The following is a 21,393-nucleotide window of genomic DNA, read 5'->3' on the forward strand; positions in this document are numbered from 1 at the left end:
CGGTGACTGATTGCGCTTGTGCAGGCGTCGGGCGGCGAATATATAAGCGCCAAATTTGGGGCAGTTTGGGTGAGTCGAATGAACGACATCGTTACCGCCGATTACGTACCCTCCGAAGACGAGCCGTTCATGAACGAGCGGCAGAAATCCTACTTCCGCCTGAAGCTCGTCACCTGGAAAAATGACATATTGCGCGAAGCGCGCGAAACTCTCGAAATCCTGCAGCAGGAAAACGCCAACCACCCCGACCTCGCCGACCGCGCCTCTTCCGAGACAGACCGCGCCATCGAGCTCCGGGCTCGCGACCGTCAGCGCAAACTCATCGCGAAGATCGATTCGGCGCTGCAGCGCATCGACGAAGGCACTTACGGCTACTGCGAGGAGACCGGCGAGCCGATCGCGCTGAAACGGCTCGACGCCCGTCCGATAGCCACCTTGTCGATCGAAGCGCAGGAACGGCATGAGCGCCGCGAAAAAGTCTATCGCGACGACTGACGCATTGCTTCTGGACTGCATCTCAAGGCAGTTACAAGTGAAGTCATTGTCAAAAATGGCCGGGCTTTCCGGCCATTTTTGTTGGTTGTATCACAAATCCGTTGCAGCAAGCGAAAGCAAACCCCGGCCGGCGGGGCGCCTCAGGCGCCAATCATTTCTTCTGGCTTGAAAGTTCGCCTAGAAGCCTGGTCATTTCATCGTCGAGCGATTGCGGCGCCTTGGCCACCGGTTTGCCAACAGGACCACCGGAGCGCGGCTGGTCGAGCGAAACCTCCAGGTCCTTCATCAGCTCGTCGTCGATACTGCTCTGCGGTGGCGATGGCGCGTGCCTGACGGCATTGGCGTTGGCTGAGCCATAGGCAGGCAGCGGCGTGACGTTGGTCGATTGATGGGGTTGCGCCGGTTTCGGTGCGGGGGTTGGGGCTGGTGGTGGCGCTGCCGGGCGCTGGCGGGCAGGCGGCGGCGCCGCGGTCGCCGGCTGCGGCGCCGGTCGTGCCGGTGCGGGAGCCGGCTGAGGCGGCCGCGGTTTTGCCGCCGGGGCCGCGGTGGCCGGGACAGGTTGCAGACCACCATCTCCGGTCAGCGCTGGACGGCGCGGTGCGGCAAGGCGTATGTCGCGTTCGACGACGACGTCGGTCGGGCCGCCGATCAGCAGCAGATGTTCGATATCGTCGCGGCGCACCAGCACCAGCCGGCGATGGCTGTCGACGGCGGTGGCGTCCATGACGGCCAGCCGCGTCTTGCGGTTCCGGCCACCGGCGACGAACGTGCCGAAGGTCAGGTTGCGAACGAGCCTGACGATGACGAGCACGATGACCAGCAGGATCAGCGCCGCGAAGGTCCACAGGAGTGCCGCCGCATAACCAGGGCCCGCCACGCTATCCAGCCACTGCATTGGTTTCCCCTGATCGGTTTTGGAAAGTGACGCGACACTAGACCGTTGCGGCTGGCCACCGCAAGTTGCCTTTCACGCATCGTGAACAGCTTGAAACACTGGGAAGGCCGGCCGGCATCATTTTTATCTGACATTTGCCGCCCGGGCCTTTTCCGGACTAGGAGAATATGATTCAACCGGCTAAAGCGCGTCGCGCTGAAGCGGATTGATGCGACGCGCTTCAGGTCCTTGTATTCTTGCAGGTCGTTTTCCCAAAACCGGAGTCAATTTTGGGCGACATGCATTAGGGGCGGGTGTCGGAACATCGGACTTCACGAGCAGGGGGCATATGGCCAAGGAAGCGCGCGGCGATTTCTATCCGGTACCGATCGTCGACCAGAACACGCGACCGGGCGCGGTCACCCGGCTCATCATCTTCATCGTCGTTCTGACGGGGGCCGCGATCGTCTTCGGCCTGTTCCGCGAGCGCCTCGGGGACCCCTTCCTGCTCGGCATGCTTGGCGTGCTGGCGATGATCGGCGTCGGCTTCCTGTTTGCGACCGCGATCGGCTTCGTGCAGGTCACGCCGCGCTCGACCGGGGATGAACTGTCCAAGGCTTTCGTCGATTCGATGGCGCAGGGCCTGCTCGTAACGGACACCAAGGGCCGCGTCGTCTACGCCAACCGTGCCTATGCCGACATGACCGGAGCTTCCTCGGCCGCCGACCTCAAGACGGTCGAAGGGCTGCTTTCGGATGTTCCCGAGGCCTCGGTGACGATTTACCGGCTGGCCTCCGGCCTGCGTGACGGGCAGCCGGGCGACGGCGAGTTTCGGCTGGCGCAGTCGATCCGGCCCGGCGCCGAACCGGGCGCCCGTTGGTACCGGGCGCGCGCCCGCACCTTCAACGTTCCGGGCCAGCGCTTGCCGATGCTGGCCTGGCAACTCGCCGACATTTCGCAGGAGCGGGCCGAGCAGGAGCGTTTCTTCCTCGATCTGCAGAAGGCCATCGATCACCTGGACCACGCCCCGGCCGGCTTCTTTTCCGCCGACCAGGACGGTCGCGTCACCTACATCAACGCCACGCTCGCGGAGTGGCTGGGCATCGATCTTGCCAGCTTCACACCCGGCGCGGTGACCTTGCCGGATATCGTTGCCGGCGACGGCATGGCTTTGGTGCGCTCGGTCAAGGCCGACCCCGGCACGACGCGCAACGCGGTCATCGATCTCGATTTGACGACGATGACGGGAGAGGCGCTGCCGGTGCGCTTCATGCATCGCGTTTCGGCCAGTCGCGAAGGTGTCGGGGGTCCGACACGCACGATCGTGCTCAACCGCACGCAAGGCGAGGATGCCTCGGCCGATCTGCGCGCCTCGGAAGTGCGCTTCACCCGCTTCTTCAACTCGACGCCGATGGCGATCGCAGGTGTCGATGCCAGCGGGCGCATCCTGCGCACCAACGCCCCCTTCCTGTCGCTGTTTTCCTCGGTCGTCGACCGGGACGCCGTGGATCGCCGTGTGCGGCTCGATACGGTGATCCACGAGCGAGAGCGTCCGGCCTTTGCCGCCGCATTCGAGAAGGCCCGGCAGCGGCAGGCCGACATCGAGCCGATCGACACCGTGCTGCCCGGCAACGAGGAGCGGCACATCCGTTTCTACGTCAATGCCGTCGCCGACGGCACCGGCGGCGAGGGCGCAGAGGAATCGGCCATCGTCTACGCCGTCGAGACGACCGAGCAGAAGGCGCTCGAAGGGCAGATGGCGCAAAGCCAGAAGATGCAGGCAGTCGGGCAACTCGCGGGCGGCATCGCCCACGACTTCAACAATGTGCTGACCGCCATCATCATGGCGTCGGACCTGCTTTTGACCAATCACCGGCCGTCGGACCCGTCCTTCCCCGACATCATGAACATCAAGCAGAACGCCAATCGGGCGGCTTCACTGGTCAGGCAGTTGCTGGCCTTCTCGCGCAAGCAGACGCTGCGGCCGGAGGTGCTGAACCTCACCGACGTGCTCGCCGATCTCAGGATGCTGCTTGCCCGCCTGGTCGGCAACGACATCAAGCTGAAGATCGACCACGGCCGGGACCTGTGGCCGGTCAGGGTCGATATCGGTCAGTTCGAGCAGGTGGTGGTCAATCTGGCGGTCAATGCGCGCGACGCTATGCCCGCCGGCGGCGATCTCACCGTGCGCACCCGCAACGTCACCGCCGAGGAGTGCAAGACCTTCTCCTATCGCGAACTCGCCGCGGCCGACTATGTCGTGGTCGAGGTCGAAGACACCGGCAGCGGCATCGCGCCGGATGTGCTGAAGAAGATCTTCGAGCCGTTCTTCACCACCAAGGAGGTCGGCAAGGGCACGGGCCTTGGCCTGTCCATGGTCTACGGCATCATCAAGCAGACCGGCGGCTTCATTTTCTGCGATTCCGAGGTCGGCAAGGGATCGACCTTCCGCATCTTCCTGCCGCGTCATATCGCGGAAGCGAAAAAGGCGGCCGAACCCGGGGAAACCCCGAGTGCCGCGCTGGTCAAGCCGGTCGACAGCACCAAGGACCTGTCGGGGTCAGCCACGGTGCTGCTGGTCGAGGACGAGGATGCCGTGCGCATGGGCGGCATGCGGGCGCTGACCTCGCGTGGCTATACGGTGCATGAGGCATCCTCCGGCGTCGAGGCGCTGGAAGTCTTCGAAGCCCTGGGCGGCAAGGTCGACATTGTCGTCTCGGATGTCGTCATGCCGGAAATGGACGGGCCGACCCTGCTTGGCGAGTTGCGCAAGCGCCAGCCGGATATCAAGTTCGTGTTCGTGTCCGGTTATGCCGAGGACGCATTCGCCAGGAACCTGCCGGCCGACGCGCATTTCGGCTTCCTGCCGAAGCCGTTCTCGCTCAAGCAACTGGCGACGATCGTCAAGGATATGCTGGAGTCCTAATTTAGTTTTCTCCAATGGTCTGCCTTGCACAACGCCCCGACAGCGCCATGATTGCGCGCGAGGGCCAGGCGGGCTTGGGGGAGCGGCGATTGACGCCACACATAGAGGCAGGCAAGGGCGATTACGCCGAAACGGTGCTGTTGCCGGGCGACCCGCAGCGCGCCGAATGGATGGCGCAGACATTTCTCGAGGCGCCACGCCGCGTCAATCGCAGGCGGGGTGCTTTCGGCTTTACCGGCCTTTATCGCGGCCGGCCCATTAGCATCCAGGCAACGGGTATCGGGGTTTCGTCGTTCCTGATCTATACCCATGAATTGCTCGACTATTATGGCGCCCGAACATTGATCCGCACCGGGACCTGCGGCGGCCTGAGCGCCGAGGTAAAGCTGCGCAGCCTGGTGATCTCGCAATCGGCACGGCCGGAAAACAAGCAAAGCGGCCAGGTCTTTGGCCTTTATGAGGCTGACGCCGGCCCGGATCCGGCGTTGCTCGCCCGCGCATTGGCCAAGGCAGCCGAACTCGGCATCGACCACCATGCCGGCCTGACAGTCTGCACCGACATATTCTATCATCCTGAAACGCACACCCGATATGCCGAGGCAAGGGCGCTCGGAGCGCTGGCCGTGGACATGGAAACCAGCGCGCTCTACCGCATCGCGGCGCATTTCGGCGCGAGGGCGTTATCGCTGCTGACCGTCGTCGACAATCTGGTTACCGGCGAACAGGCCGACTATTCCGAGCGCCAGGCGCTTTTCACCGATATGAGCCGGCTGGCGCTCGAGGTTGCCGCAGCGGCGCGCTAAAGCGCTTCCGGCGAAAGCAGAATCGCCGTCAAGCAGTTCGGCGTGACCGTCGCCGGTGATTGCCGTCTTCCCGGACCGGTGTGCGGAGCGCGCCAGGCGCTCCGCATTTTTGTCGGATATAGGTCAGGCGCCGACCGGCAGGCCGTCCATGCGGCGGATGGCGACCACTGACGGCCTCGGCGGCTGGCCGTCCCTGAAATCGGGCCACAATGTTTGCGCCTTGTCGAGCGTCTCGGCGTCTTCCGCGGGGTGCTGGACCGACAGGAACAAGGTCGTGCCATCTGGCGTGAGATGACACGAGAAGGCGGACACGGCTTGCGGGCCGTACGGCGGCGCCGTTCCAGGGCAGGCCTACGGATTGCTCCGCCGGGTGCAGGTCGAGGCGGTGAAGGCGCCGTCGGGTTGCTTCATGATGATGTCGAAGGAGGGCGGGTTCTGGCCATCCAGCGTTGCCTGGGTCATCGACAGCGAGTTGCCGCCCGTGGTGTAGCCGCCGAGCGGTCCCAGCCAGGAGATCTCGCCGTTTGCATTCATCTGATAATTGTAAGCCTGCTGGGCGGTTCCGAAGGTTACCGGGCCTGTATAGACGTTCCCCTTGACCGTGATGTCGCCGAGGTCGAGGAACAAGCCGAGCAGGTAGACTTCGCAGTGATAGGTGCCGTCAGGCATCTTGCCGTCGCTGAAGTCGGCCTGTGCGGCGCCGGTCGCTGCCGCCAGAAGCGCTATGCCGATAAAAATGCGTGAAATCAGGGATGTCATGACGTCGCTCGGTTGAGCAGAGAGCTTGCCCTATTTTTGCGCTGTGCTGCAACTTCATAGCCCCCTCCTCGCACGTTGAGGCCAAAATCTAGGCATTTGGCGAAATTGGGCAAAAATTAGGCAGCTACTATATGCGCTGCGCAAATTTCTCTCAACCAATTTTTAACCGGCTCTCTTAGATTTGTTCAATCTAATATAATAAATGATTGATAATGTTTATTATTGGCCGTTTTTCAGCGTCCCGGCGGCGGTTGGCATGGGGGTTGCATTGTATTGTTGCGGTGCAATCAACCAGCGTGGGAGACTTCCGTATGAGGGGTAATTTCTCGACAATAACAAAAATGTTTTCGGCGAGCGTCGTTGCCGCCGGCCTGTTGATGTCGGCTCCCGCCAGGGCGGCCGACGATACGATCAAGGTCGGCATTCTCCATTCGCTGTCGGGGACCATGGCGATTTCGGAGACGACGCTGAAGGACGCCATGCTGATGCTCATCGATGAGCAGAACGCCAAGGGCGGCCTGCTCGGCAAGAAGCTTGAAGCCGTCGTCGTCGATCCGGCTTCCAACTGGCCGCTGTTCGCCGAAAAGGCGCGCGAGCTGATTTCGAAGGACAAGGTCGCGGCGGTGTTCGGCTGCTGGACCTCGGTGTCGCGCAAGTCGGTGCTGCCGGTGTTCTCCGAGCTCGACAACATCCTGTTCTATCCCGTCCAGTATGAGGGCGAGGAAAGCGAGCGCAACGTGTTCTACACGGGTGCGGCTCCGAACCAGCAGGCCATTCCGGCCGTCGACTATCTGATGAGCAAGGACGGCGGTTCGGTGAAGCGTTGGGTGCTGGAAGGCACCGACTACGTTTATCCGCGTACCACCAACAAGATCCTCGAGGCCTATCTGAAGTCCAAGGGCGTCGCTGCCGAAGACATCATGACCAACTATACGCCGTTCGGCTTCTCCGACTGGCAGACCGAAGTTTCTGCGATCAAGAAGTTCGGTTCTGCCGGCAAGAAGACCGCCGTCGTTTCGACCGTCAATGGTGACGCCAACGTGCCATTCTACAAGGAACTCGGCAACCAGGGCATCAAGGCCGAGGACATTCCGGTCATGGCCTTCTCCGTCGGTGAGGAAGAGCTTGCCGGTCTCGACACCAAGCCGCTGGTCGGCCATCTCGCCGCCTGGAACTATTTCGAGAGCGTCAACACGCCCGAGAACAAGAAGTTCATCTCCGATTGGCACAAGTTCATCAAGAACAACAAGCGCACCACCAACGACCCGATGGAAGCCCATTATATCGGCTTCAATATGTGGGTGAAGGCGGTTGAAAAGGCCGGCACCACCGATCCGGACAAGGTCATCGATGCCATGATCGGCGTTTCGGTGCCGAACCTGACCGGCGGCTATTCGACGATGATGCCAAACCACCACATCACCAAGCCGGTGCTGATCGGCGAAATCCAGGCCAATGGCCAGTTCGAAACGGTTTCGAAGACACCGGGTCTGGTGATGGGCGATGAATGGTCCGATTACCTGCCGGATTCCAAGGACCTGATCTCCGATTGGCGCAAGCCTCTGTCCTGCGGCAACTTCAACGTTGCTACCGGCAAGTGCGGCGGCAAGGGAACGAACTGACCTCCCAGGTCTGGACTGTTGGGTCCATGACCAGACCGCAGCGTCCGGACGGTTTCCTCCGCCGTCCGGACGTCCAATTCAAACCTTCAAGGGGTTAACATAAGCCGATGACCTTGATCCGCGCGGGCCTGACACTGCTGTTCCTGCTGACGACGCTGTCGTCTTCGGGCGCCGCGGAAGCCGACCTGCGTGGCATCATCGCCAAGTTCGCTACGGTAACGGACTTTTCTGAGACGGGAGCTGTCGTCCAAGAATTGACAGCCACAGGGGATTCCGCTGTCGAACGGCCGCTTGCTGCATTGGCTGACGGCAATCTTTACATTCGCACCGCCGACTCGATGGTTTTTGTCGGCAAGGAAGGCGATGAAGGCGTCCAGCTTTTTGACCCGCTGAGCGGCGAGGCAGCTGGCGAGGCCTCCGAGGACGACATAACCAAGATCACTGTCAACAACACCTTGCGCCGCGCCATCCGTGATGCATTGGGCACGTTGACGCTTGGTTCCAAGGATCCGACCGTTCGCATCGCCGCGGCCGACACCATGTTCAAGACACCGGACGCCGCCAATATCGAACCGCTCGACGCAGCGATCGCCAGTGAAAGCGTGGCGAGCGTCAAGGCTTTGCTAGAGCAGGCGCGTGGCGCTTCCATACTGGTTTCAGACAAGCCTGATGCAGACAAGCTCGCCGCAATCGCGCTGATCGGTGCGCGTGGCGACCGTAATGCGGTTTCGCTACTCACCTCCGTCGAGGCCAACGCCTCCGGAGCGGTTAAGGAAGCGGCGACGGCCGCAATCGCAAGCATTAATTCAACGCTCGCCATCTGGGATGCCGGGCAGAACATCTGGTACGGCATTTCGCTAGGGTCGGTGCTGCTGCTCGCGGCGATCGGGCTCGCCATCACCTTCGGCGTCATGGGCGTCATCAACATGGCGCATGGCGAGATGGTCATGCTCGGCGCCTACACGACCTTCGTTGTCCAGCAAGTGATCCGCACATCCTTTCCCGGCCTGTTCGACTGGTCGCTGGTCATTGCGCTGCCGCTTGCCTTCCTGGTCGCCGCACTCGTTGGCCTCGCCATCGAACGCGGCGTCATCCGCTTCCTCTACGGACGGCCGCTGGAGACGCTGCTGGCGACCTGGGGCGTGTCGCTGATCCTGCAGCAGGCGGTGCGCTCGATCTTCGGGCCGACCAACCAGGAGGTCGGCAACCCCTCCTGGATGTCGGGTTCGTTCGATATCGGCCAGCTGGCCATCACCTGGAACCGGCTGTGGATCCTGGTCTTCGCGCTCACCGTCTTCGGCGTCCTGCTCTATGTGATGAAGCGCACGCCCTGGGGACTGCAGATGCGCGCCGTCACCGCCAACCGGCGCATGGCGGCCTCGATGGGCATCAGGACGCCATGGGTCGACGCGCTGACCTTCGCGCTCGGATCCGGCATCGCCGGCATTGCCGGTGTCGCGCTCAGCCAGATCGACAATGTCTCGCCCAATCTCGGCCGCGGCTACATCATCGACAGCTTCATGGTCGTCGTCTTCGGCGGCGTCGGCAATCTCTGGGGCACGCTGGTCGGCGCCTTTTCGCTGGGCATCGTCAACAAGTTCCTCGAGCCTTATGCCGGCGCCGTGCTCGGCAAGATCGTCGTGCTGGTGCTGATCATCCTGTTCATCCAGAAGCGCCCGCGCGGCCTGTTCGCCCTCAAGGGCAGGGCGGTGGAAGCATGATCACGGGACGCTTCTTCGCCGCCGGCGCCGACCGCCGCATCGCCATCACCATCTTCATCCTGCTGGCCGCGGCCATTATCGTGCCGCTGCTCAACCTTGCGGTGTCGCCAACCAGCGCCTTCTACGTCCCGGCCTATATCGTGGCGCTGACCGGCAAATATCTCTGCTATGCGCTGCTGGCGCTCGCGCTCGACCTGGTCTGGGGCTATTGCGGCATCCTTTCGCTCGGCCACGGCGCCTTCTTCGCGCTCGGCGGCTATGCGATGGGCATGTATCTGATGCGCCAGATCGGTTCGCGCGGCGTCTATGGCAACCCGATCCTGCCTGATTTCATGGTGTTCCTGAACTACAAGGAATTGCCGTGGTTCTGGCATGGCTTCGATCATTTCTGGTTTGCGGCGATCATGGTGCTGGCGGTGCCCGGCCTGCTCGCCTTCGTCTTCGGCTGGTTCGCCTTCCGCAGCCGCGTCACCGGCGTCTATCTCTCCATCATCACCCAGGCGATGACCTATGCGCTGCTGCTCGCCTTTTTCCGCAACGATATGGGTTTCGGCGGCAATAACGGCCTGACTGATTTCAAGGACATTCTTGGTTTCAACGTGCAAGCCGACGCAACGCGTTCGGCGCTGTTCGCCGCCAGCGCGGTGATGCTGGCGCTCGCCGTGTTCATCACCTGGGCGATCGTCGGCTCCAAATACGGCAAGCTCCTGATGGCGGTGCGCGATGCCGAAAGCCGCACGCGCTTCCTCGGCTGGCGGGCGGAGAATGTGAAACTGTTCGCCTTCACCGTCTCGGCGGTCATGGCCGGCATTGCCGGCGCGCTCTATGTGCCGCAAGTCGGAATCATCAATCCCGGCGAGTTCGAACCGTCCAATTCGATCGAGGTGGTGATCTGGGCCGCCGTCGGCGGACGTGGCACCATTGTCGGGCCGATCATCGGAGCGCTGCTGGTCAATGCCGGCAAATCCTGGTTCACCGGCGTGCTGCCGGAATTGTGGCTGTTTGCGCTGGGCGGCCTGTTCGTTGCCGTCACCTTGCTCTTGCCAAAGGGCATCATCGGCATGTGGGACAGTTGGGGCGGCAATGCGAAGGCGTTGCGCGCGGCCTCCGCCGCTGAAGAGGCCGCCACCAAGGTTGCAATGCCGTCCGCGACCTCGAAGCGCGCTCGCTCGCCGGCGAGGAATCCGGGCGAATGGTCTTTGTCCGACCCTGAACCGCAGGCGGCGGAGTAGCGACCATGAGCAAGTCGAACACCATCCTCTATCTCGACGGCGTCTCGGTCTCCTTCGACGGTTTTCGCGCCATCAACAATTTGTCGCTGGTGCTCGACAAGGGCGAGATGCGCGCCATCATCGGCCCCAACGGCGCGGGCAAGACGACGATGATGGACATCGTCACCGGCAAGACGCGGCCCGACGAGGGCGAAGTGTTCTTCGACGGCCAGGTGGATCTCACCAGGCATGACGAGGCCGAGATCGCCATGATGGGCATAGGCCGCAAGTTCCAGAAACCGACAGTCTTCGAAAGCCACACGATCGAGGACAATCTGATGCTGGCGCTGAAGGGGCCGCGTTCGATCTTCCCGGCGCTGTTCCACCGCCGCTCTGCGGCCGAGGCGCGGCAGATCGACGACATTCTCGGCATCATCCGGCTGGGCGACAAGCGCCACGAACTGGCCGCCAATCTCAGCCACGGCCAGAAACAGTGGCTGGAGATCGGCATGCTTCTGGCGCAGGACCCGAAGCTGCTTTTGGTCGACGAGCCGGTCGCGGGCATGACCGATGCCGAAACCGAGGAGACGGCGCGGCTGCTCAGGGACATTGCGCGCGACCATTCCGTCATCGTCGTCGAGCACGACATGCATTTCGTGCGCGAACTCGGCGTCAAGGTCACCTGCCTGCACGAGGGCTCGGTGCTGTCGGAAGGCACACTCGATTTCGTCTCGGCCGACGAGCGCGTCGTCGAAGTCTATCTGGGGAGATGACCATGGTCTGGCGGGTGCAGTTTCATCGCTTTGATCTGTCGTTTCTCCGGTTCTGGAGAAGGCGCTGACATGCTCGAAGTTTCCAACGCCACGCTGCATTACGGCGCCGCCCAGGCGCTGCGGGGCGTTTCGCTGAAGGCGGGCGCCGGCAAGATCACTTGCGTGCTCGGCCGCAACGGCGTCGGCAAGACCAGTTTGATGAGATCGATCGTCGGCCACCACCGGCTGACGAGCGGAAGCGTTGCCTTCGAGGGGAAGGCGCTCGACCGGAGCGCGGCGTATGACCGCGCCCGGTCGGGCATCGCATTCGTGCCGCAGGGCAGGGAGATCTTTCCCCTGCTCACGGTGCGCGAAAACCTGGAATCGGGTTTTGCGCCGTTGAAGCGTGCCGACCGCAATGTGCCGGCGCATGTCTTCGAGCTGTTTCCAGTGCTGAAGCAGATGCTCGGCCGCCGTGGCGGTGATCTTTCGGGCGGTCAGCAACAGCAACTCGCCATCGGCAGGGCGCTGGTGATGCGGCCGAAGCTGCTGGTGCTGGATGAGCCCACCGAGGGCATCCAGCCATCGATCATCAAGGACATCGGCCGCGCCATCCGCTATTTGCGCGACCAGGCCGGTATCGCGGTGCTGCTGGTCGAACAATATCTCGACTTCTGCCGCGAGCTTGCCGACGAGGTCAATATCATGGACCGGGGCCAGATCGTCCATACTGGACCGGCGGAAGATTTAGACCGGGCTGATGTGCGAAAGTTTCTTACCGTCTAGAATCGGTGCTGGACTTCAGCTGACGATCCAAAGTCCTTGGCAAGTCGAATATTTCTTTCATCCAGCGATCCTCGTCTCTGGCGCGCCAGAGGCGGCATGCTAGTCTTTTTGTTGGCTTTGTGAGTCGGCCGCTTCCGTATCAGTCTGGTTATCGCAGATCGAGGGCGCGGCGAAGGCCGGCAAGTTCCACGCAAGCAAGGCTTCCTAGCTTCTCTCCTGCGATCTTTGTCGTTCAAACGCGTTTGGGCACACAGGCTAAGGGACAGCCATGGAACGTTTCGTCGAGGACTACCAGAAGCGGCGGCTTACCGAACGGGTCGATATCATCGCGGCCATCAACATTTTGAGGTCACAGGGCTGCGAATATGACGACCTGATCGAGGAGATCACCAAGGTGTTCTACGTCGACCTCGATACTTTCAATGAAATCGTGATGGCGGCATAGAGCCGCTTTCGCCCATCCAATAGAGTCGCCTTCGCCCATCCAATAGTCACAGCTCGGCATTGATAAGCGCGGTCAGCTCGCGCGCCGGAACGCAGAGGCGGTGACGCGGTTGCGGCCGCCGCGCTTGGCGTCGTAAAGCGCCTTGTCGGCGGCGCTGAGCACCTTGTCGAAGCTGAGCCCCTCTTTGCTGCCGAATGCAAAACCGGCACTGACCGTGCATCTCAGGGAGCCGGTTTCGGTCTCTATCTGGCGTGTCGCGAAGGCGGTTCGGATGCGCTCCGCCGCGCCCTCGACCGTTTCCGGCAAGGTGCGCTTCAACACCAGCGCGAATTCCTCGCCGCCCATGCGCGCGGCAACGTCGGTCTGGCGAAGATTGCCGGCGAGTTCGCTCGCAAATACCTTCAGCACCTCGTCGCCGGCCGCGTGGCCGAACTCGTCGTTGATGGCTTTGAAATTGTCGAGATCGAAGACGACCACGGCGGTAAAGGCACCGACCGGGAGATGGCCATGCATGTCGAACAGTGCGCGCCGGTTGAGCAGGCCGGTCAAGGGATCGGTGAGCGCGTTGCGGCGGTGGTGTCTCGCCAGGCGCCCCTGATTGAGCGCAAGGGACAGGGCGCCAATGCCCGTCATACTGGCGATGACGACAATGAGGCTCAGTTCCTCGGCCCAGTTGCTTGGTGCATGGCCGAGAACCAGCTTGCCGTCCCATGCCAGGACCGCCGCGCACAGCATGAAGGAAACGGCGGTGGCCGAGTAGAGCGTGGTGATGCCGACCGTCAGGGCAGGGGCTTCGTCGCGGCCGCGCCAGTATTCGAATGCCGTCGCGAACAGGAGCAAGGCGGCGAACAGGTTCTCGAACATGAAGCCAAGGCCATCATAGCCCAGAGCCATGGTGGGCAGCGTCACTGCCAGTGAAACACAGCCCAACAATGCTCGCGGCAGCGGCGAGCCGCCGGTTCTGAACTGGTAGGCCGCACCCAGCATGGTTGAGAAACCGAGCAGCAACAGGGCAAGGGTGGCGATGCCGAGCAAGTGCCCGGGCATGTCGATATAGGCGTCATAGACAAAGATATCGCCGACCACGAATACCAGGCTGATCGCCCATGTCAGCAGGAACCGTTCCGTGCGGGCGGTCAGCCACATGCCGAACAATGTCAGGCTCAGGCAAGCAGCGGAGAAACCGACAGCCAGCAGAAGTGAAGTGTAGTCGAGCGACATGCCCCTCTTTCCCTGCCGGCGGCGGCTCCAGCTCTGCAGCTTGGCGTCGCCGCATACATGCAGCAAGGAAGTGTCGATAAGGTTACGATCGTGGCGAAGATGCCCGGGAATAGGCGCTTTGCTACGCGCAAAACGCATAGATGATGCACTTACAGCATGTAGCCGAACAACAACGAATGCTTGTCAGCCGGCTATGCGCTTCATCAGCGCCATCGCCCCGAACGGTGCGCGCACTTTGCCCTCGGTGATGAAGTAGACGAACACGTCGCGCGGCTGAACAGGCGCGTCGGTGGCGAGATCGGCGCGTCGCAAATCGGCCGGCTGCTTGCCTTCAGCCCATGTCTTTGCCCGCGCCGCCCACTCGTCGAGCCCCTTCGGCGTGTAGCAATCGGGATTGTCGTCCGATCCGGTCTGCAGTCGTGCGTAGACGAAGTCGCCGGTGACGTCGGCGATATCAGGATATTTGGCATGGTCGGCATAGACGATCGCCGCCTTGTATTTGCGGGCAAGTGCCGCGAATTCCGGCACGATGAAACTGTCGTTGCGGACTTCCAGCGCATGGCGCAGCGCGACACCGTCCTGTTTCTCCGGCAGCAGTTTCAAAAAAGCTTCGAAATCGTCCGGATCGAACTTTTTCGTCGGCGCGAACTGCCACAGGATCGGGCCGAGCTTGTCGCCGAGCGCGGCAACGCCGGAGCCGAGGAAGCGCATCATCGATTCACCGGCCTCGCCCAGCACGCGGCGGTTGGTGACGAAGCGGTTGCCCTTCAGCGAATAGACGAAACCGTCCGGCGCCTCGCTTGCCCATTTGACGAAGGTCGGCTCCTTGAAGCTGGAATAGTAGGTGCCGTTGACCTCGATGCTCGGCACCTGCCGGCTGGCGTAGTGCAGTTGCTTGGCCTTCGACAATTTGTCCGGATAGAAGGACGTATCCCAGGGCTCGAAGGTCCAGCCGCCCATGCCGGAGCGGATTGTTCCCGATTTGCTCATTATCGTCCTCCCGAGTGCGGTGTCCGGCCAAATTCAGAAGTCTGGCCGCGTTCAGAAAATCAGGCCGTCGTGGTCTCGTCGACCGGCTTTGCCATGTCGACAAGCACCCATCCTGGCCGGTAGGGGTTGGGCCGGCGACCCGTTTCGCGATAGCCGTAAGCGAGATAGAGCGCGATGTTCCGCTCCATTTTCGCATTGGTGTAGAGCCGTATCTCCGGCAGGCGCCACTGGCGCGTCTGCTCGTCGGCGTGTTTTAGCAATGCGATACCGAACCCCTTGCCCTGGAAGGCGGGCGACACCGCGATGGAGAAGATCATGGCGTGATCCGCATGCCGCTCCAGTGTGAGCACTCCGGCAGGTTCGCCGTCGCTCTCCAGCAGCCAGACCTCGGCGTTCGCGATGCGCGGCGCGTAGTCTTCGGTCACCGGGATCGGCGGCGCGTCGAGCATGGCGTTGTAGGGGGCGTAGGCGGCTTGCGTCAGCGAAACGACTGTTTGGATATCACCGGCAAGCGCTCTTCTGATTGTCATCCAAACACTCTCCAGGCGCCAACCGGTCCGCTGATCACTCCGCCGCTTCGCGCTTGCCTCCGGGGCGCCGCTCCAGCAGTTCTTTGAGGAACTGCCCGGTGTAGCTGCGCTTCTCGCGCACGATCGCTTCCGGTGTGCCCTGGGCAACCAGTTCGCCGCCGCCGTCGCCGCCTTCGGGGCCGAGGTCGAGCACCCAGTCGGCGGTTTTGATCACTTCGAGATTGTGCTCGATGACCACCACCGTGTTGCCCTGGTCAACCAGCTCGTGCAGCACTTCCAAGAGTTTGGCGACGTCGTGGAAATGCAGGCCGGTGGTCGGCTCGTCGAGAATGTAGAGCGTCTTGCCTGTCGCCTTGCGCGACAGTTCCTTGGCGAGCTTGATGCGCTGCGCCTCGCCGCCGGACAACGTCGTCGCCTGCTGGCCGATATGGATGTAGCCGAGGCCGACCTGCTTCAGCGTATCGAGCTTGTCGCGCACGCCCGGCACGGCGGCGAAGAAGTCGACGCCTTCCTCGACGGTCATGTCGAGCACGTCGGCGATCGACTTGCCCTTGAACAGGACGTCGAGCGTCTCCCTGTTGTAGCGCTTGCCGTGGCAGACGTCGCAGGTGACGTAGACGTCAGGCAAAAAGTGCATCTCGATCTTGATGACGCCGTCGCCCTGGCAGGCCTCGCAGCGGCCACCCTTGACGTTGAACGAGAAGCGTCCCGGCTGGTAGCCGCGCGCCTTGGCCTCGGGCAGGCCGGCGAACCAGTCGCGGATCGGCGTGAAGGCGCCGGTATAGGTGGCGGGGTTCGAACGCGGGGTCCGTCCAATGGGCGACTGGTCGATGTCGATGACCTTGTCGAGGAATTCCAGGCCCTCGATGCGGTCATGCTCGGCCGGATGCTCGCGCGAGCCCATGATGCGGCGCGAGGCTGCCTTGAACAGCGTCTCGATCAGGAAGGTCGACTTGCCGCCGCCCGATACGCCGGTGACGGCGGTGAAGGTGCCGAGCGGGATTTCGGCAGTGACGTTCTTCAGATTGTTGCCGCGCGCGCCGACGATTTTCAGGCGCCGGTTCTTTTTCGCCTCGCGCCGGACCCCGGGGGTGGCTACTTCAAGCGCGCCCGACAGGTATTTGCCGGTGATCGAGTTGGGATTGGCCATCACTTGCTGCGGCGTGCCCTGGGCGATGATCTCGCCGCCATGGATGCCGGCGGCCGGACCCATGTCGACGACATAGTCGGCATGCAGGATGGCATCCTCGTCATGTTCGACGACGATGACAGTGTTGCCGATGTCGCGAAGGTGCTTGAGCGTATCGAGCAGGCGCGTGTTGTCGCGCTGGTGCAGGCCGATCGACGGCTCGTCCAGCACGTAAAGCACGCCGGTGAGCCCCGAGCCGATCTGCGACGCTAAGCGGATGCGCTGGCTCTCGCCGCCCGACAGCGTGCCCGAATTGCGCGACAATGTCAGATAATCGAGCCCGACATCGTTGAGGAAGCGCAGCCGCTCGCGGATTTCCTTCAGCACGCGCACAGCGATCTCGTTCTGCTTGTCGTTGAGCTGCGCAGGCAGGTCGGTGAACCATTTGTCGGCGTTGCGGATCGACTGTTCCGTGACTTCGCCGATGTGCTTGCCGCCGATCTTAACCGCCAGCGCTTCCGGCTTCAGCCGATAACCTTTGCAGACGGGGCAGGGCGTCGCCGACATGAAGCGCTCGATCTCCTCGCGCATCCAGGCGGATTCGGTTTCCTTCCAGCGCCGTTCGAGATTGGGGATGACGCCTTCGAAGGTCTTGGTCGTCTTGTAGGAGCGCAGGCCGTCATCATACTGGAAGGTGACTTCACGCTCGCCGGTGCCGCGCAGGATCGCGTCCTGGGCCTCGCCGCTCAAATCCTTGAACTTGTCGCCGAGCTTGAAGCCGTAGGCCTTGCCTAAGGCCTCGAGCGTCTGCACGTAATAGGGCGAGGTCGACTTCGCCCATGGGCTGACGGCGCCGTCGCGCAGCGACACGTTTTCGTCGGGCACGACGAGATTGGGGTCGATGGCGCGCTGGCTGCCGAGACCGTCGCAGGTCGGGCAGGCGCCGAACGGGTTGTTGAACGAGAACAGCCGCGGCTCGATTTCGGGAATGGTGAAGCCGGACACTGGGCAGGCGAATTTTTCCGAGAACAGGATGCGCTCATGCGTCTCGTTCTTCGATTTGTTGACCGAATCCTCGCCGGTCTGGCTGGAATCGAGCGGCCTGTCGGCGAACTCGGCCACCGCCAGCCCCTCGGCGAGCTTCAGCGCCGTCTCGATGGAGTCGGCAAGACGCGTGGCCAGATCGCCGCGTACGACGATACGGTCGACGACGACGTCGATGTCGTGCTTGTATTTCTTATCGAGCGTCGGAACATCGGATATCTCATAGAAGACACCGTCGACCTTGACGCGCTGAAAACCCTTCTTCTGCAGCTCCAGCAGTTCCTTGCGGTACTCGCCCTTGCGGCCGCGCACGATCGGCGCCAGCAGGAACAGGCGCGTGCCTTCCTCCAGCGCCAGCACCCGGTCGACCATCTGGCTGACCGTCTGGCTCTCGATCGGCAGGCCGGTGGCCGGCGAATAAGGTACGCCGACACGCGCGAACAGCAGGCGCATATAGTCGTAGATCTCGGTGACGGTGCCGACCGTCGAGCGCGGGTTCTTCGAGGTAGTCTTCTGCTCGATCGAGATGGCAGGCGACAGGCCGTCGATCTGGTCGACGTCGGGCTTCTGCATCATCTCGAGGAATTGCCGGGCATAGGCCGACAGGCTCTCGACATAGCGGCGCTGGCCTTCGGCATAGATGGTGTCGAAGGCCAGCGACGATTTGCCGGAACCAGACAGGCCGGTCATGACGATCAGGCTGTCACGCGGCAGGTCGAGATCGACATTCTTCAGATTGTGTTCGCGCGCCCCGCGAATGGAAAGGAATTTATGGTCGGCCATCGCCGGTCGCCGCCTCAGATCTGGAATTCGTGGGATTGGCGGGATTGTCCCAGCCATCCCCTATGTAGGTGTTTTTGCCGCCACGTCGAGAGACGCCACAATTCCCGACAGAAGTCGTTTAACCGTCTTTCTCGCGAAGGGGCAAGCAGAAAGAACAAAGGCCGAACACGCTCCTGACAAAGCTGTGTAGAAACCTGACCTGTACGTAACCTCCCGGCGATCACAATTTTCCGTAACCGGCTATTGAAGGTTGACGTGGCCGGCTCACGGGGGCAGTCTCCCGGGGTCAGCGAAGCCGGCCGTCTTTCGATGGCCTCGCCGCCCCAAGGCGGCCTGCGAGACGCCGCAGGCATTTGCGATTTGCGCTTCGCTACGACAATGTCGCAACGGACACAGGAGCGGAGCATGACGCCACCGGACAGTCCCCAAGGGCTCCACACCTCGTTGGAGCCGCGGCAGGCATAAGTGTCAGGGTTTAGCGTTTGCGCCACCCGACAAACCGTGACTTGCCGTATCCCCAAAATCAGAGACCGCTAGTCGGATCGTCGGCTGACGCCGCGTAGCATCCGAAATCAAACGCCGGCAGTACACTCCCGGCAAAATTTGGATTTGAGATCCAGAAAAGCCCCGTCCGTTTGCCTAGGGCACGGCGGGGCTGTTCTTTTGACGACATGGCTGCACCGGCCCCAGCGGAGGGCTGCTCACCTCGGCGGCTTAAACCCGCCCGTGGCCATATCGACCGTGATGGTGCCGGAAATCCTGACATCGGTATCGCCGATTTTGAACGTGCCGTTGCCGTTGCTGGGGAACGCATCGTCGGGTTCCGGCCGGGGACCCGGCTTGGCGATGCGATAATCACCGTTCACACCGGGCAGTGCGCGTTTCTGTGCCTGCGGTGCGCTGTCGCCGGCGAGGGCCATACCGCTCGCAAGGCTGGCAAAAGTGAGCACCGCTGCGACCATGAGGCGATGCGACGTCCTGGGCGAATGAGTGTCGATCATCCCGGGATTATAGGGACCAGCCGCTCCCGGAACCAGAGCGGTGTCGTCAAATCATCGACAGCGGGCAGAAATCCGAGCTGGTTCACGCCGCCTTTTTGCGCGTGTCGAAGACATGGTCGACAATGCCCCATGCCTGGGCCTCGCGGGCGGTCATGAAATGGTCGCGGTCGAGCGTGCGTTCGACCTCCTCATAGCTGCGGCCGCAATGCTGGGCGTAGAGTTCGGCCATATGGCGTTTGGTCTTGCCGATCCGCTCGGCATGGCGCTGGATGTCGGAAGCCTGGCCCTGGAAGCCGCCCAGCGGCTGATGCAGCAGAATGGTGGCGTTGGGCAGCGCGATGCGGCGCCCCGGCGTGCCCGCCATCAGCAGGAACGAACCCATCGAGGCGGCAAACCCCATGCACACGGTCGATACCGGGCAACTGACATACTGCATCGTGTCGTAGATGGCGAACCCGCTGGTCACCACGCCGCCCGGCGAGTTGATGTAGAGCGATATCTCCTTGTCGGGATTGTCCGACTCCAATGACAAAAGCTGCGCGCAGACCAGCGCCGAGACGTCGTCGTTGATCTCGCCATTGATGAAGATGATCCGCTCGCGCAGCAGCCGCGAGAAAATGTCGAAGGCGCGTTCGCCGCGGCTCGATTGCTCGATCACCATCGGCACCAGACTGGCAAGACCGCTCATTTTTCCTCTCCGATTTCCGTGTTCAGGCTGCAAGCAGCAGGGTGTTCGGTATGTTCGCGGCGACAGGCTTTGCGCGCCCGTCCAATCCAAGCGAGAGCCGGCAGCCGGCGCCCGCCGTGGCGACGGCGGGCATCGCTTTCCCTGCAAAACCGTCATGGACGATGCGCAGATGCGTGCCGCCGGAAACGGTGCGGGCGAGTGTGAAGGTAACGACACTGTCGAGCGGATCCCCGGCGTCGCCCGGCTGCTCTCGCCAGGAATAGCGCAGCAGGCGCTCCGGCTCGGCGTCGAGGATTTCGCATTCGATGGCAGCTTCGGTCCCGGCGAAGGCAAAACGATTGCCGATTTCCGGCCTGATGTCGTTCGGCATCATCCATGCGGCGAGCAATTCCGGCACGGTCAGCGCCCGCCACACTTTTTCCGGCGGTTCGGCAAGGTCGTATTCGAACTCGAGCACATCCGGGGAGGCTTCGCCCTGGGTCTTGGCGTTCATCGATCCCAAATCCTTCATTGATCCATGTCCTTCAAAACCGTCTTGAGCCTTTCGATGCGCTCCGGCCAGAAGGTCCGGTAGCGTTCGATCCAGGAGAGCAAGGGGGCGAGCCCCTGCGGATCGGCACGATAGTAGGCGTTGCGTCCGGCCCGCCGCTCGACCACGAGGCCGGCGCCGCGCAGCACCGCCAGATGCTGCGACACTGCCGGCTGCGACACCGTCAGGCCGCTGCGCAATTCGGACACGCTCATTTCAGCTGCGGCGAGGCGCTCGAAGACGGCGCGGCGCGTCGGGTCAGCCAAAGCGCGGAAAATCTCTGCTTCGATCATGACAAAAGCATAAGTCGATACTTATTGATTTGGCAAGCGCTGTTTTGAAACCCATATGTCAGGCTCAGGCACTGTTGCCATTCCTTGACAATCAGCGGCAGTGCATATAGGAACGAAAAGGGAACAAAAACCTTGTGGGAAAAGCCAGCCTTAGCAGGCGGCTGACGTCCGCAGCCTGTAAGGTGCTGCGACAAAAATTTGTTTCGGATGAGCGCGGAGAAAAATCATGGCGGGTAGCGTCAATAAGGTCATTCTGGTCGGCAATCTCGGCGCGGACCCTGAAATCCGCCGCCTGAACTCTGGCGAGCCGGTCGTCAACATCCGTATCGCCACGTCGGAAAGCTGGCGCGACAAGAATTCCGGCGAGCGCAAGGAAAAGACCGAGTGGCACAATGTCGTCATCTTCAATGAGGGCATCGCCAAGGTGGCCGAGCAGTATCTGAAGAAGGGCATGAAGGTCTATGTCGAGGGCCAGCTGCAGACGCGCAAATGGCAGGACCAGACCGGCGCCGACAAGTACACGACGGAAGTCGTGCTGCAGCGATTCCGTGGGGAACTGCAGATGCTCGACGGGCGCCAGGGTGAGGGCGGCCAGGTCGGCGGTTATTCCGGCGGCGGCAGCAGCCGCGGTTCCGATTTCGGCCAGTCCAGCCCGAACGAAAGCTTCAACCGTGGCGGCGGCGCCCCCAGGGGCGGCGGTGGCGGCGGTTCGTCGCGCGAACTGGACGACGAGATCCCGTTCTGATCGAAAGCAACATCAGACGGCTGACGTCGCGTGATCGATGCCCCGA

The 21,393-nt window shown here is 62.3% G+C and carries 21 protein-coding genes; 10 read left to right on the forward strand and 11 right to left on the reverse strand.

Annotation, left to right across the window (positions count from 1 at the left end):
- Positions 1 to 78: 78 nt before the first annotated feature.
- Positions 79 to 495: an RNA polymerase-binding protein DksA gene (gene dksA, locus CK228_RS26295; protein WP_010909647.1), complete on the forward strand. Its 417-nt coding sequence runs from the start codon at positions 79 to 81 to the stop codon at positions 493 to 495.
- Positions 496 to 646: 151 nt separating this feature from the next.
- Here the strand turns inward: dksA and CK228_RS26300 are convergent, their stop codons facing one another.
- A complete protein-coding gene (locus CK228_RS26300; RefSeq protein WP_095789693.1) occupies positions 647 to 1,390 on the reverse strand; it encodes a flagellar biosynthetic protein FliO in 744 nt (247 codons plus the stop codon).
- A gap of 328 nt (positions 1,391 to 1,718) precedes the next feature.
- Here CK228_RS26300 and CK228_RS26305 point away from each other — a divergent pair, with 328 nt between their 5' ends.
- A complete protein-coding gene (locus CK228_RS26305; protein WP_095775370.1) occupies positions 1,719 to 4,295 on the forward strand; it encodes a PAS domain-containing sensor histidine kinase in 2,577 nt (858 codons plus the stop codon).
- An 89-nt stretch (positions 4,296 to 4,384) separates the two neighbouring features.
- On the forward strand, positions 4,385 to 5,098 hold the full coding sequence (locus CK228_RS26310) for a DeoD-type purine-nucleoside phosphorylase (protein WP_095789739.1): 714 nt from the start codon (positions 4,385 to 4,387) through the stop codon (positions 5,096 to 5,098).
- Between the two features lie 123 nt (positions 5,099 to 5,221).
- On the opposite strand, the gene CK228_RS26315 is transcribed toward CK228_RS26310, so the two are convergent.
- Positions 5,222 to 5,410, reverse strand: coding sequence for a hypothetical protein (locus tag CK228_RS26315; RefSeq protein ID WP_095775371.1), 189 nt, complete (start codon positions 5,408 to 5,410; stop codon positions 5,222 to 5,224).
- Positions 5,411 to 5,449: 39 nt separating this feature from the next.
- Positions 5,450 to 5,857 (reverse strand): hypothetical protein, encoded by a 408-nt coding sequence (locus CK228_RS26320; protein ID WP_095789694.1) that lies wholly within the window; start codon positions 5,855 to 5,857, stop codon positions 5,450 to 5,452.
- 341 nt (positions 5,858 to 6,198) lie between these two features.
- Between CK228_RS26320 and urtA the strand changes: the two genes are divergently transcribed.
- From urtA to CK228_RS26350, 6 genes are all read left to right on the forward strand, one after another.
- The gene (gene urtA, locus CK228_RS26325) at positions 6,199 to 7,479 is read left to right on the forward strand and encodes an urea ABC transporter substrate-binding protein (protein ID WP_245318325.1); all 1,281 of its coding nucleotides are present in this window, start codon (positions 6,199 to 6,201) and stop codon (positions 7,477 to 7,479) included.
- A gap of 107 nt (positions 7,480 to 7,586) precedes the next feature.
- Positions 7,587 to 9,200 carry an urea ABC transporter permease subunit UrtB gene (gene urtB / locus CK228_RS26330; RefSeq protein WP_095789695.1) on the forward strand — a complete coding sequence of 538 codons (1,614 nt, stop codon included), beginning with the start codon at positions 7,587 to 7,589 and terminating at the stop codon, positions 9,198 to 9,200.
- Positions 9,197 to 10,432: an urea ABC transporter permease subunit UrtC gene (urtC, locus tag CK228_RS26335; RefSeq protein WP_095789696.1), complete on the forward strand. Its 1,236-nt coding sequence runs from the start codon at positions 9,197 to 9,199 to the stop codon at positions 10,430 to 10,432. Before urtB ends, urtC begins: the two co-directional genes overlap by 4 nt.
- 5 nt (positions 10,433 to 10,437) lie before the next feature.
- A complete protein-coding gene (urtD, locus tag CK228_RS26340) occupies positions 10,438 to 11,184 on the forward strand; it encodes an urea ABC transporter ATP-binding protein UrtD (RefSeq protein ID WP_095789697.1) in 747 nt (248 codons plus the stop codon).
- A 69-nt stretch (positions 11,185 to 11,253) separates the two neighbouring features.
- Positions 11,254 to 11,949, forward strand: a complete 696-nt coding sequence (gene urtE / locus CK228_RS26345; protein WP_013895283.1) for an urea ABC transporter ATP-binding subunit UrtE — start codon at positions 11,254 to 11,256, stop codon at positions 11,947 to 11,949.
- A gap of 268 nt (positions 11,950 to 12,217) precedes the next feature.
- The gene (locus CK228_RS26350; protein WP_019858306.1) at positions 12,218 to 12,394 is read left to right on the forward strand and encodes a hypothetical protein; all 177 of its coding nucleotides are present in this window, start codon (positions 12,218 to 12,220) and stop codon (positions 12,392 to 12,394) included.
- 72 nt (positions 12,395 to 12,466) lie between these two features.
- Here CK228_RS26350 and CK228_RS26355 read toward each other — a convergent pair whose 3' ends face one another.
- The 8 genes from CK228_RS26355 to CK228_RS26390 form a co-directional block, all read right to left on the reverse strand.
- Positions 12,467 to 13,615, reverse strand: a complete 1,149-nt coding sequence (locus CK228_RS26355) for a GGDEF domain-containing protein (protein ID WP_095789740.1) — start codon at positions 13,613 to 13,615, stop codon at positions 12,467 to 12,469.
- A 183-nt stretch (positions 13,616 to 13,798) separates the two neighbouring features.
- Positions 13,799 to 14,605 carry a DUF72 domain-containing protein gene (locus CK228_RS26360; RefSeq protein ID WP_095789698.1) on the reverse strand — a complete coding sequence of 269 codons (807 nt, stop codon included), beginning with the start codon at positions 14,603 to 14,605 and terminating at the stop codon, positions 13,799 to 13,801.
- A gap of 59 nt (positions 14,606 to 14,664) precedes the next feature.
- Complete coding sequence (locus CK228_RS26365) at positions 14,665 to 15,135, reverse strand: GNAT family N-acetyltransferase (RefSeq protein ID WP_095789699.1); 471 nt, start codon at positions 15,133 to 15,135, stop codon at positions 14,665 to 14,667.
- Positions 15,136 to 15,169: 34 nt separating this feature from the next.
- Positions 15,170 to 18,091: an excinuclease ABC subunit UvrA gene (uvrA, locus tag CK228_RS26370; RefSeq protein WP_095789700.1), complete on the reverse strand. Its 2,922-nt coding sequence runs from the start codon at positions 18,089 to 18,091 to the stop codon at positions 15,170 to 15,172.
- A 701-nt stretch (positions 18,092 to 18,792) separates the two neighbouring features.
- Positions 18,793 to 19,092: a hypothetical protein gene (locus tag CK228_RS26375; protein ID WP_095789701.1), complete on the reverse strand. Its 300-nt coding sequence runs from the start codon at positions 19,090 to 19,092 to the stop codon at positions 18,793 to 18,795.
- An 82-nt stretch (positions 19,093 to 19,174) separates the two neighbouring features.
- Positions 19,175 to 19,780: an ATP-dependent Clp protease proteolytic subunit gene (locus CK228_RS26380; RefSeq protein ID WP_095775382.1), complete on the reverse strand. Its 606-nt coding sequence runs from the start codon at positions 19,778 to 19,780 to the stop codon at positions 19,175 to 19,177.
- A gap of 22 nt (positions 19,781 to 19,802) precedes the next feature.
- Positions 19,803 to 20,273 carry an SRPBCC domain-containing protein gene (locus tag CK228_RS26385; RefSeq protein ID WP_245438115.1) on the reverse strand — a complete coding sequence of 157 codons (471 nt, stop codon included), beginning with the start codon at positions 20,271 to 20,273 and terminating at the stop codon, positions 19,803 to 19,805.
- A gap of 14 nt (positions 20,274 to 20,287) precedes the next feature.
- Positions 20,288 to 20,602, reverse strand: a complete 315-nt coding sequence (locus CK228_RS26390; protein ID WP_010909628.1) for a metalloregulator ArsR/SmtB family transcription factor — start codon at positions 20,600 to 20,602, stop codon at positions 20,288 to 20,290.
- A 226-nt stretch (positions 20,603 to 20,828) separates the two neighbouring features.
- Here CK228_RS26390 and CK228_RS26395 point away from each other — a divergent pair, with 226 nt between their 5' ends.
- Complete coding sequence (locus CK228_RS26395; protein ID WP_064985641.1) at positions 20,829 to 21,347, forward strand: single-stranded DNA-binding protein; 519 nt, start codon at positions 20,829 to 20,831, stop codon at positions 21,345 to 21,347.
- Positions 21,348 to 21,393: the final 46 nt, after the last annotated feature.

Source organism: Mesorhizobium sp. WSM4312, from assembly GCF_002294875.1.
GTDB lineage: Bacteria > Pseudomonadota > Alphaproteobacteria > Rhizobiales > Rhizobiaceae > Mesorhizobium.

Coding starts and splice junctions, on each gene's coding strand:
- dksA (WP_010909647.1), top strand. CDS start 79: ATGAACGACATCGTTACCGCCGATTACGTACCCTCCGAAGACGAGCCG.
- CK228_RS26300 (WP_095789693.1), bottom strand. CDS start 1,390: ATGCAGTGGCTGGATAGCGTGGCGGGCCCTGGTTATGCGGCGGCACTC.
- CK228_RS26305 (WP_095775370.1), top strand. CDS start 1,719: ATGGCCAAGGAAGCGCGCGGCGATTTCTATCCGGTACCGATCGTCGAC.
- CK228_RS26320 (WP_095789694.1), bottom strand. CDS start 5,857: ATGACATCCCTGATTTCACGCATTTTTATCGGCATAGCGCTTCTGGCG.
- urtA (WP_245318325.1), top strand. CDS start 6,199: ATGTTTTCGGCGAGCGTCGTTGCCGCCGGCCTGTTGATGTCGGCTCCC.
- urtB (WP_095789695.1), top strand. CDS start 7,587: ATGACCTTGATCCGCGCGGGCCTGACACTGCTGTTCCTGCTGACGACG.
- urtC (WP_095789696.1), top strand. CDS start 9,197: ATGATCACGGGACGCTTCTTCGCCGCCGGCGCCGACCGCCGCATCGCC.
- urtD (WP_095789697.1), top strand. CDS start 10,438: ATGAGCAAGTCGAACACCATCCTCTATCTCGACGGCGTCTCGGTCTCC.
- urtE (WP_013895283.1), top strand. CDS start 11,254: ATGCTCGAAGTTTCCAACGCCACGCTGCATTACGGCGCCGCCCAGGCG.
- CK228_RS26350 (WP_019858306.1), top strand. CDS start 12,218: ATGGAACGTTTCGTCGAGGACTACCAGAAGCGGCGGCTTACCGAACGG.
- CK228_RS26355 (WP_095789740.1), bottom strand. CDS start 13,615: ATGTCGCTCGACTACACTTCACTTCTGCTGGCTGTCGGTTTCTCCGCT.
- CK228_RS26360 (WP_095789698.1), bottom strand. CDS start 14,605: ATGAGCAAATCGGGAACAATCCGCTCCGGCATGGGCGGCTGGACCTTC.
- CK228_RS26365 (WP_095789699.1), bottom strand. CDS start 15,135: ATGACAATCAGAAGAGCGCTTGCCGGTGATATCCAAACAGTCGTTTCG.
- uvrA (WP_095789700.1), bottom strand. CDS start 18,091: ATGGCCGACCATAAATTCCTTTCCATTCGCGGGGCGCGCGAACACAAT.
- CK228_RS26375 (WP_095789701.1), bottom strand. CDS start 19,092: ATGATCGACACTCATTCGCCCAGGACGTCGCATCGCCTCATGGTCGCA.
- CK228_RS26380 (WP_095775382.1), bottom strand. CDS start 19,780: ATGAGCGGTCTTGCCAGTCTGGTGCCGATGGTGATCGAGCAATCGAGC.
- CK228_RS26385 (WP_245438115.1), bottom strand. CDS start 20,273: ATGAACGCCAAGACCCAGGGCGAAGCCTCCCCGGATGTGCTCGAGTTC.
- CK228_RS26390 (WP_010909628.1), bottom strand. CDS start 20,602: ATGATCGAAGCAGAGATTTTCCGCGCTTTGGCTGACCCGACGCGCCGC.
- CK228_RS26395 (WP_064985641.1), top strand. CDS start 20,829: ATGGCGGGTAGCGTCAATAAGGTCATTCTGGTCGGCAATCTCGGCGCG.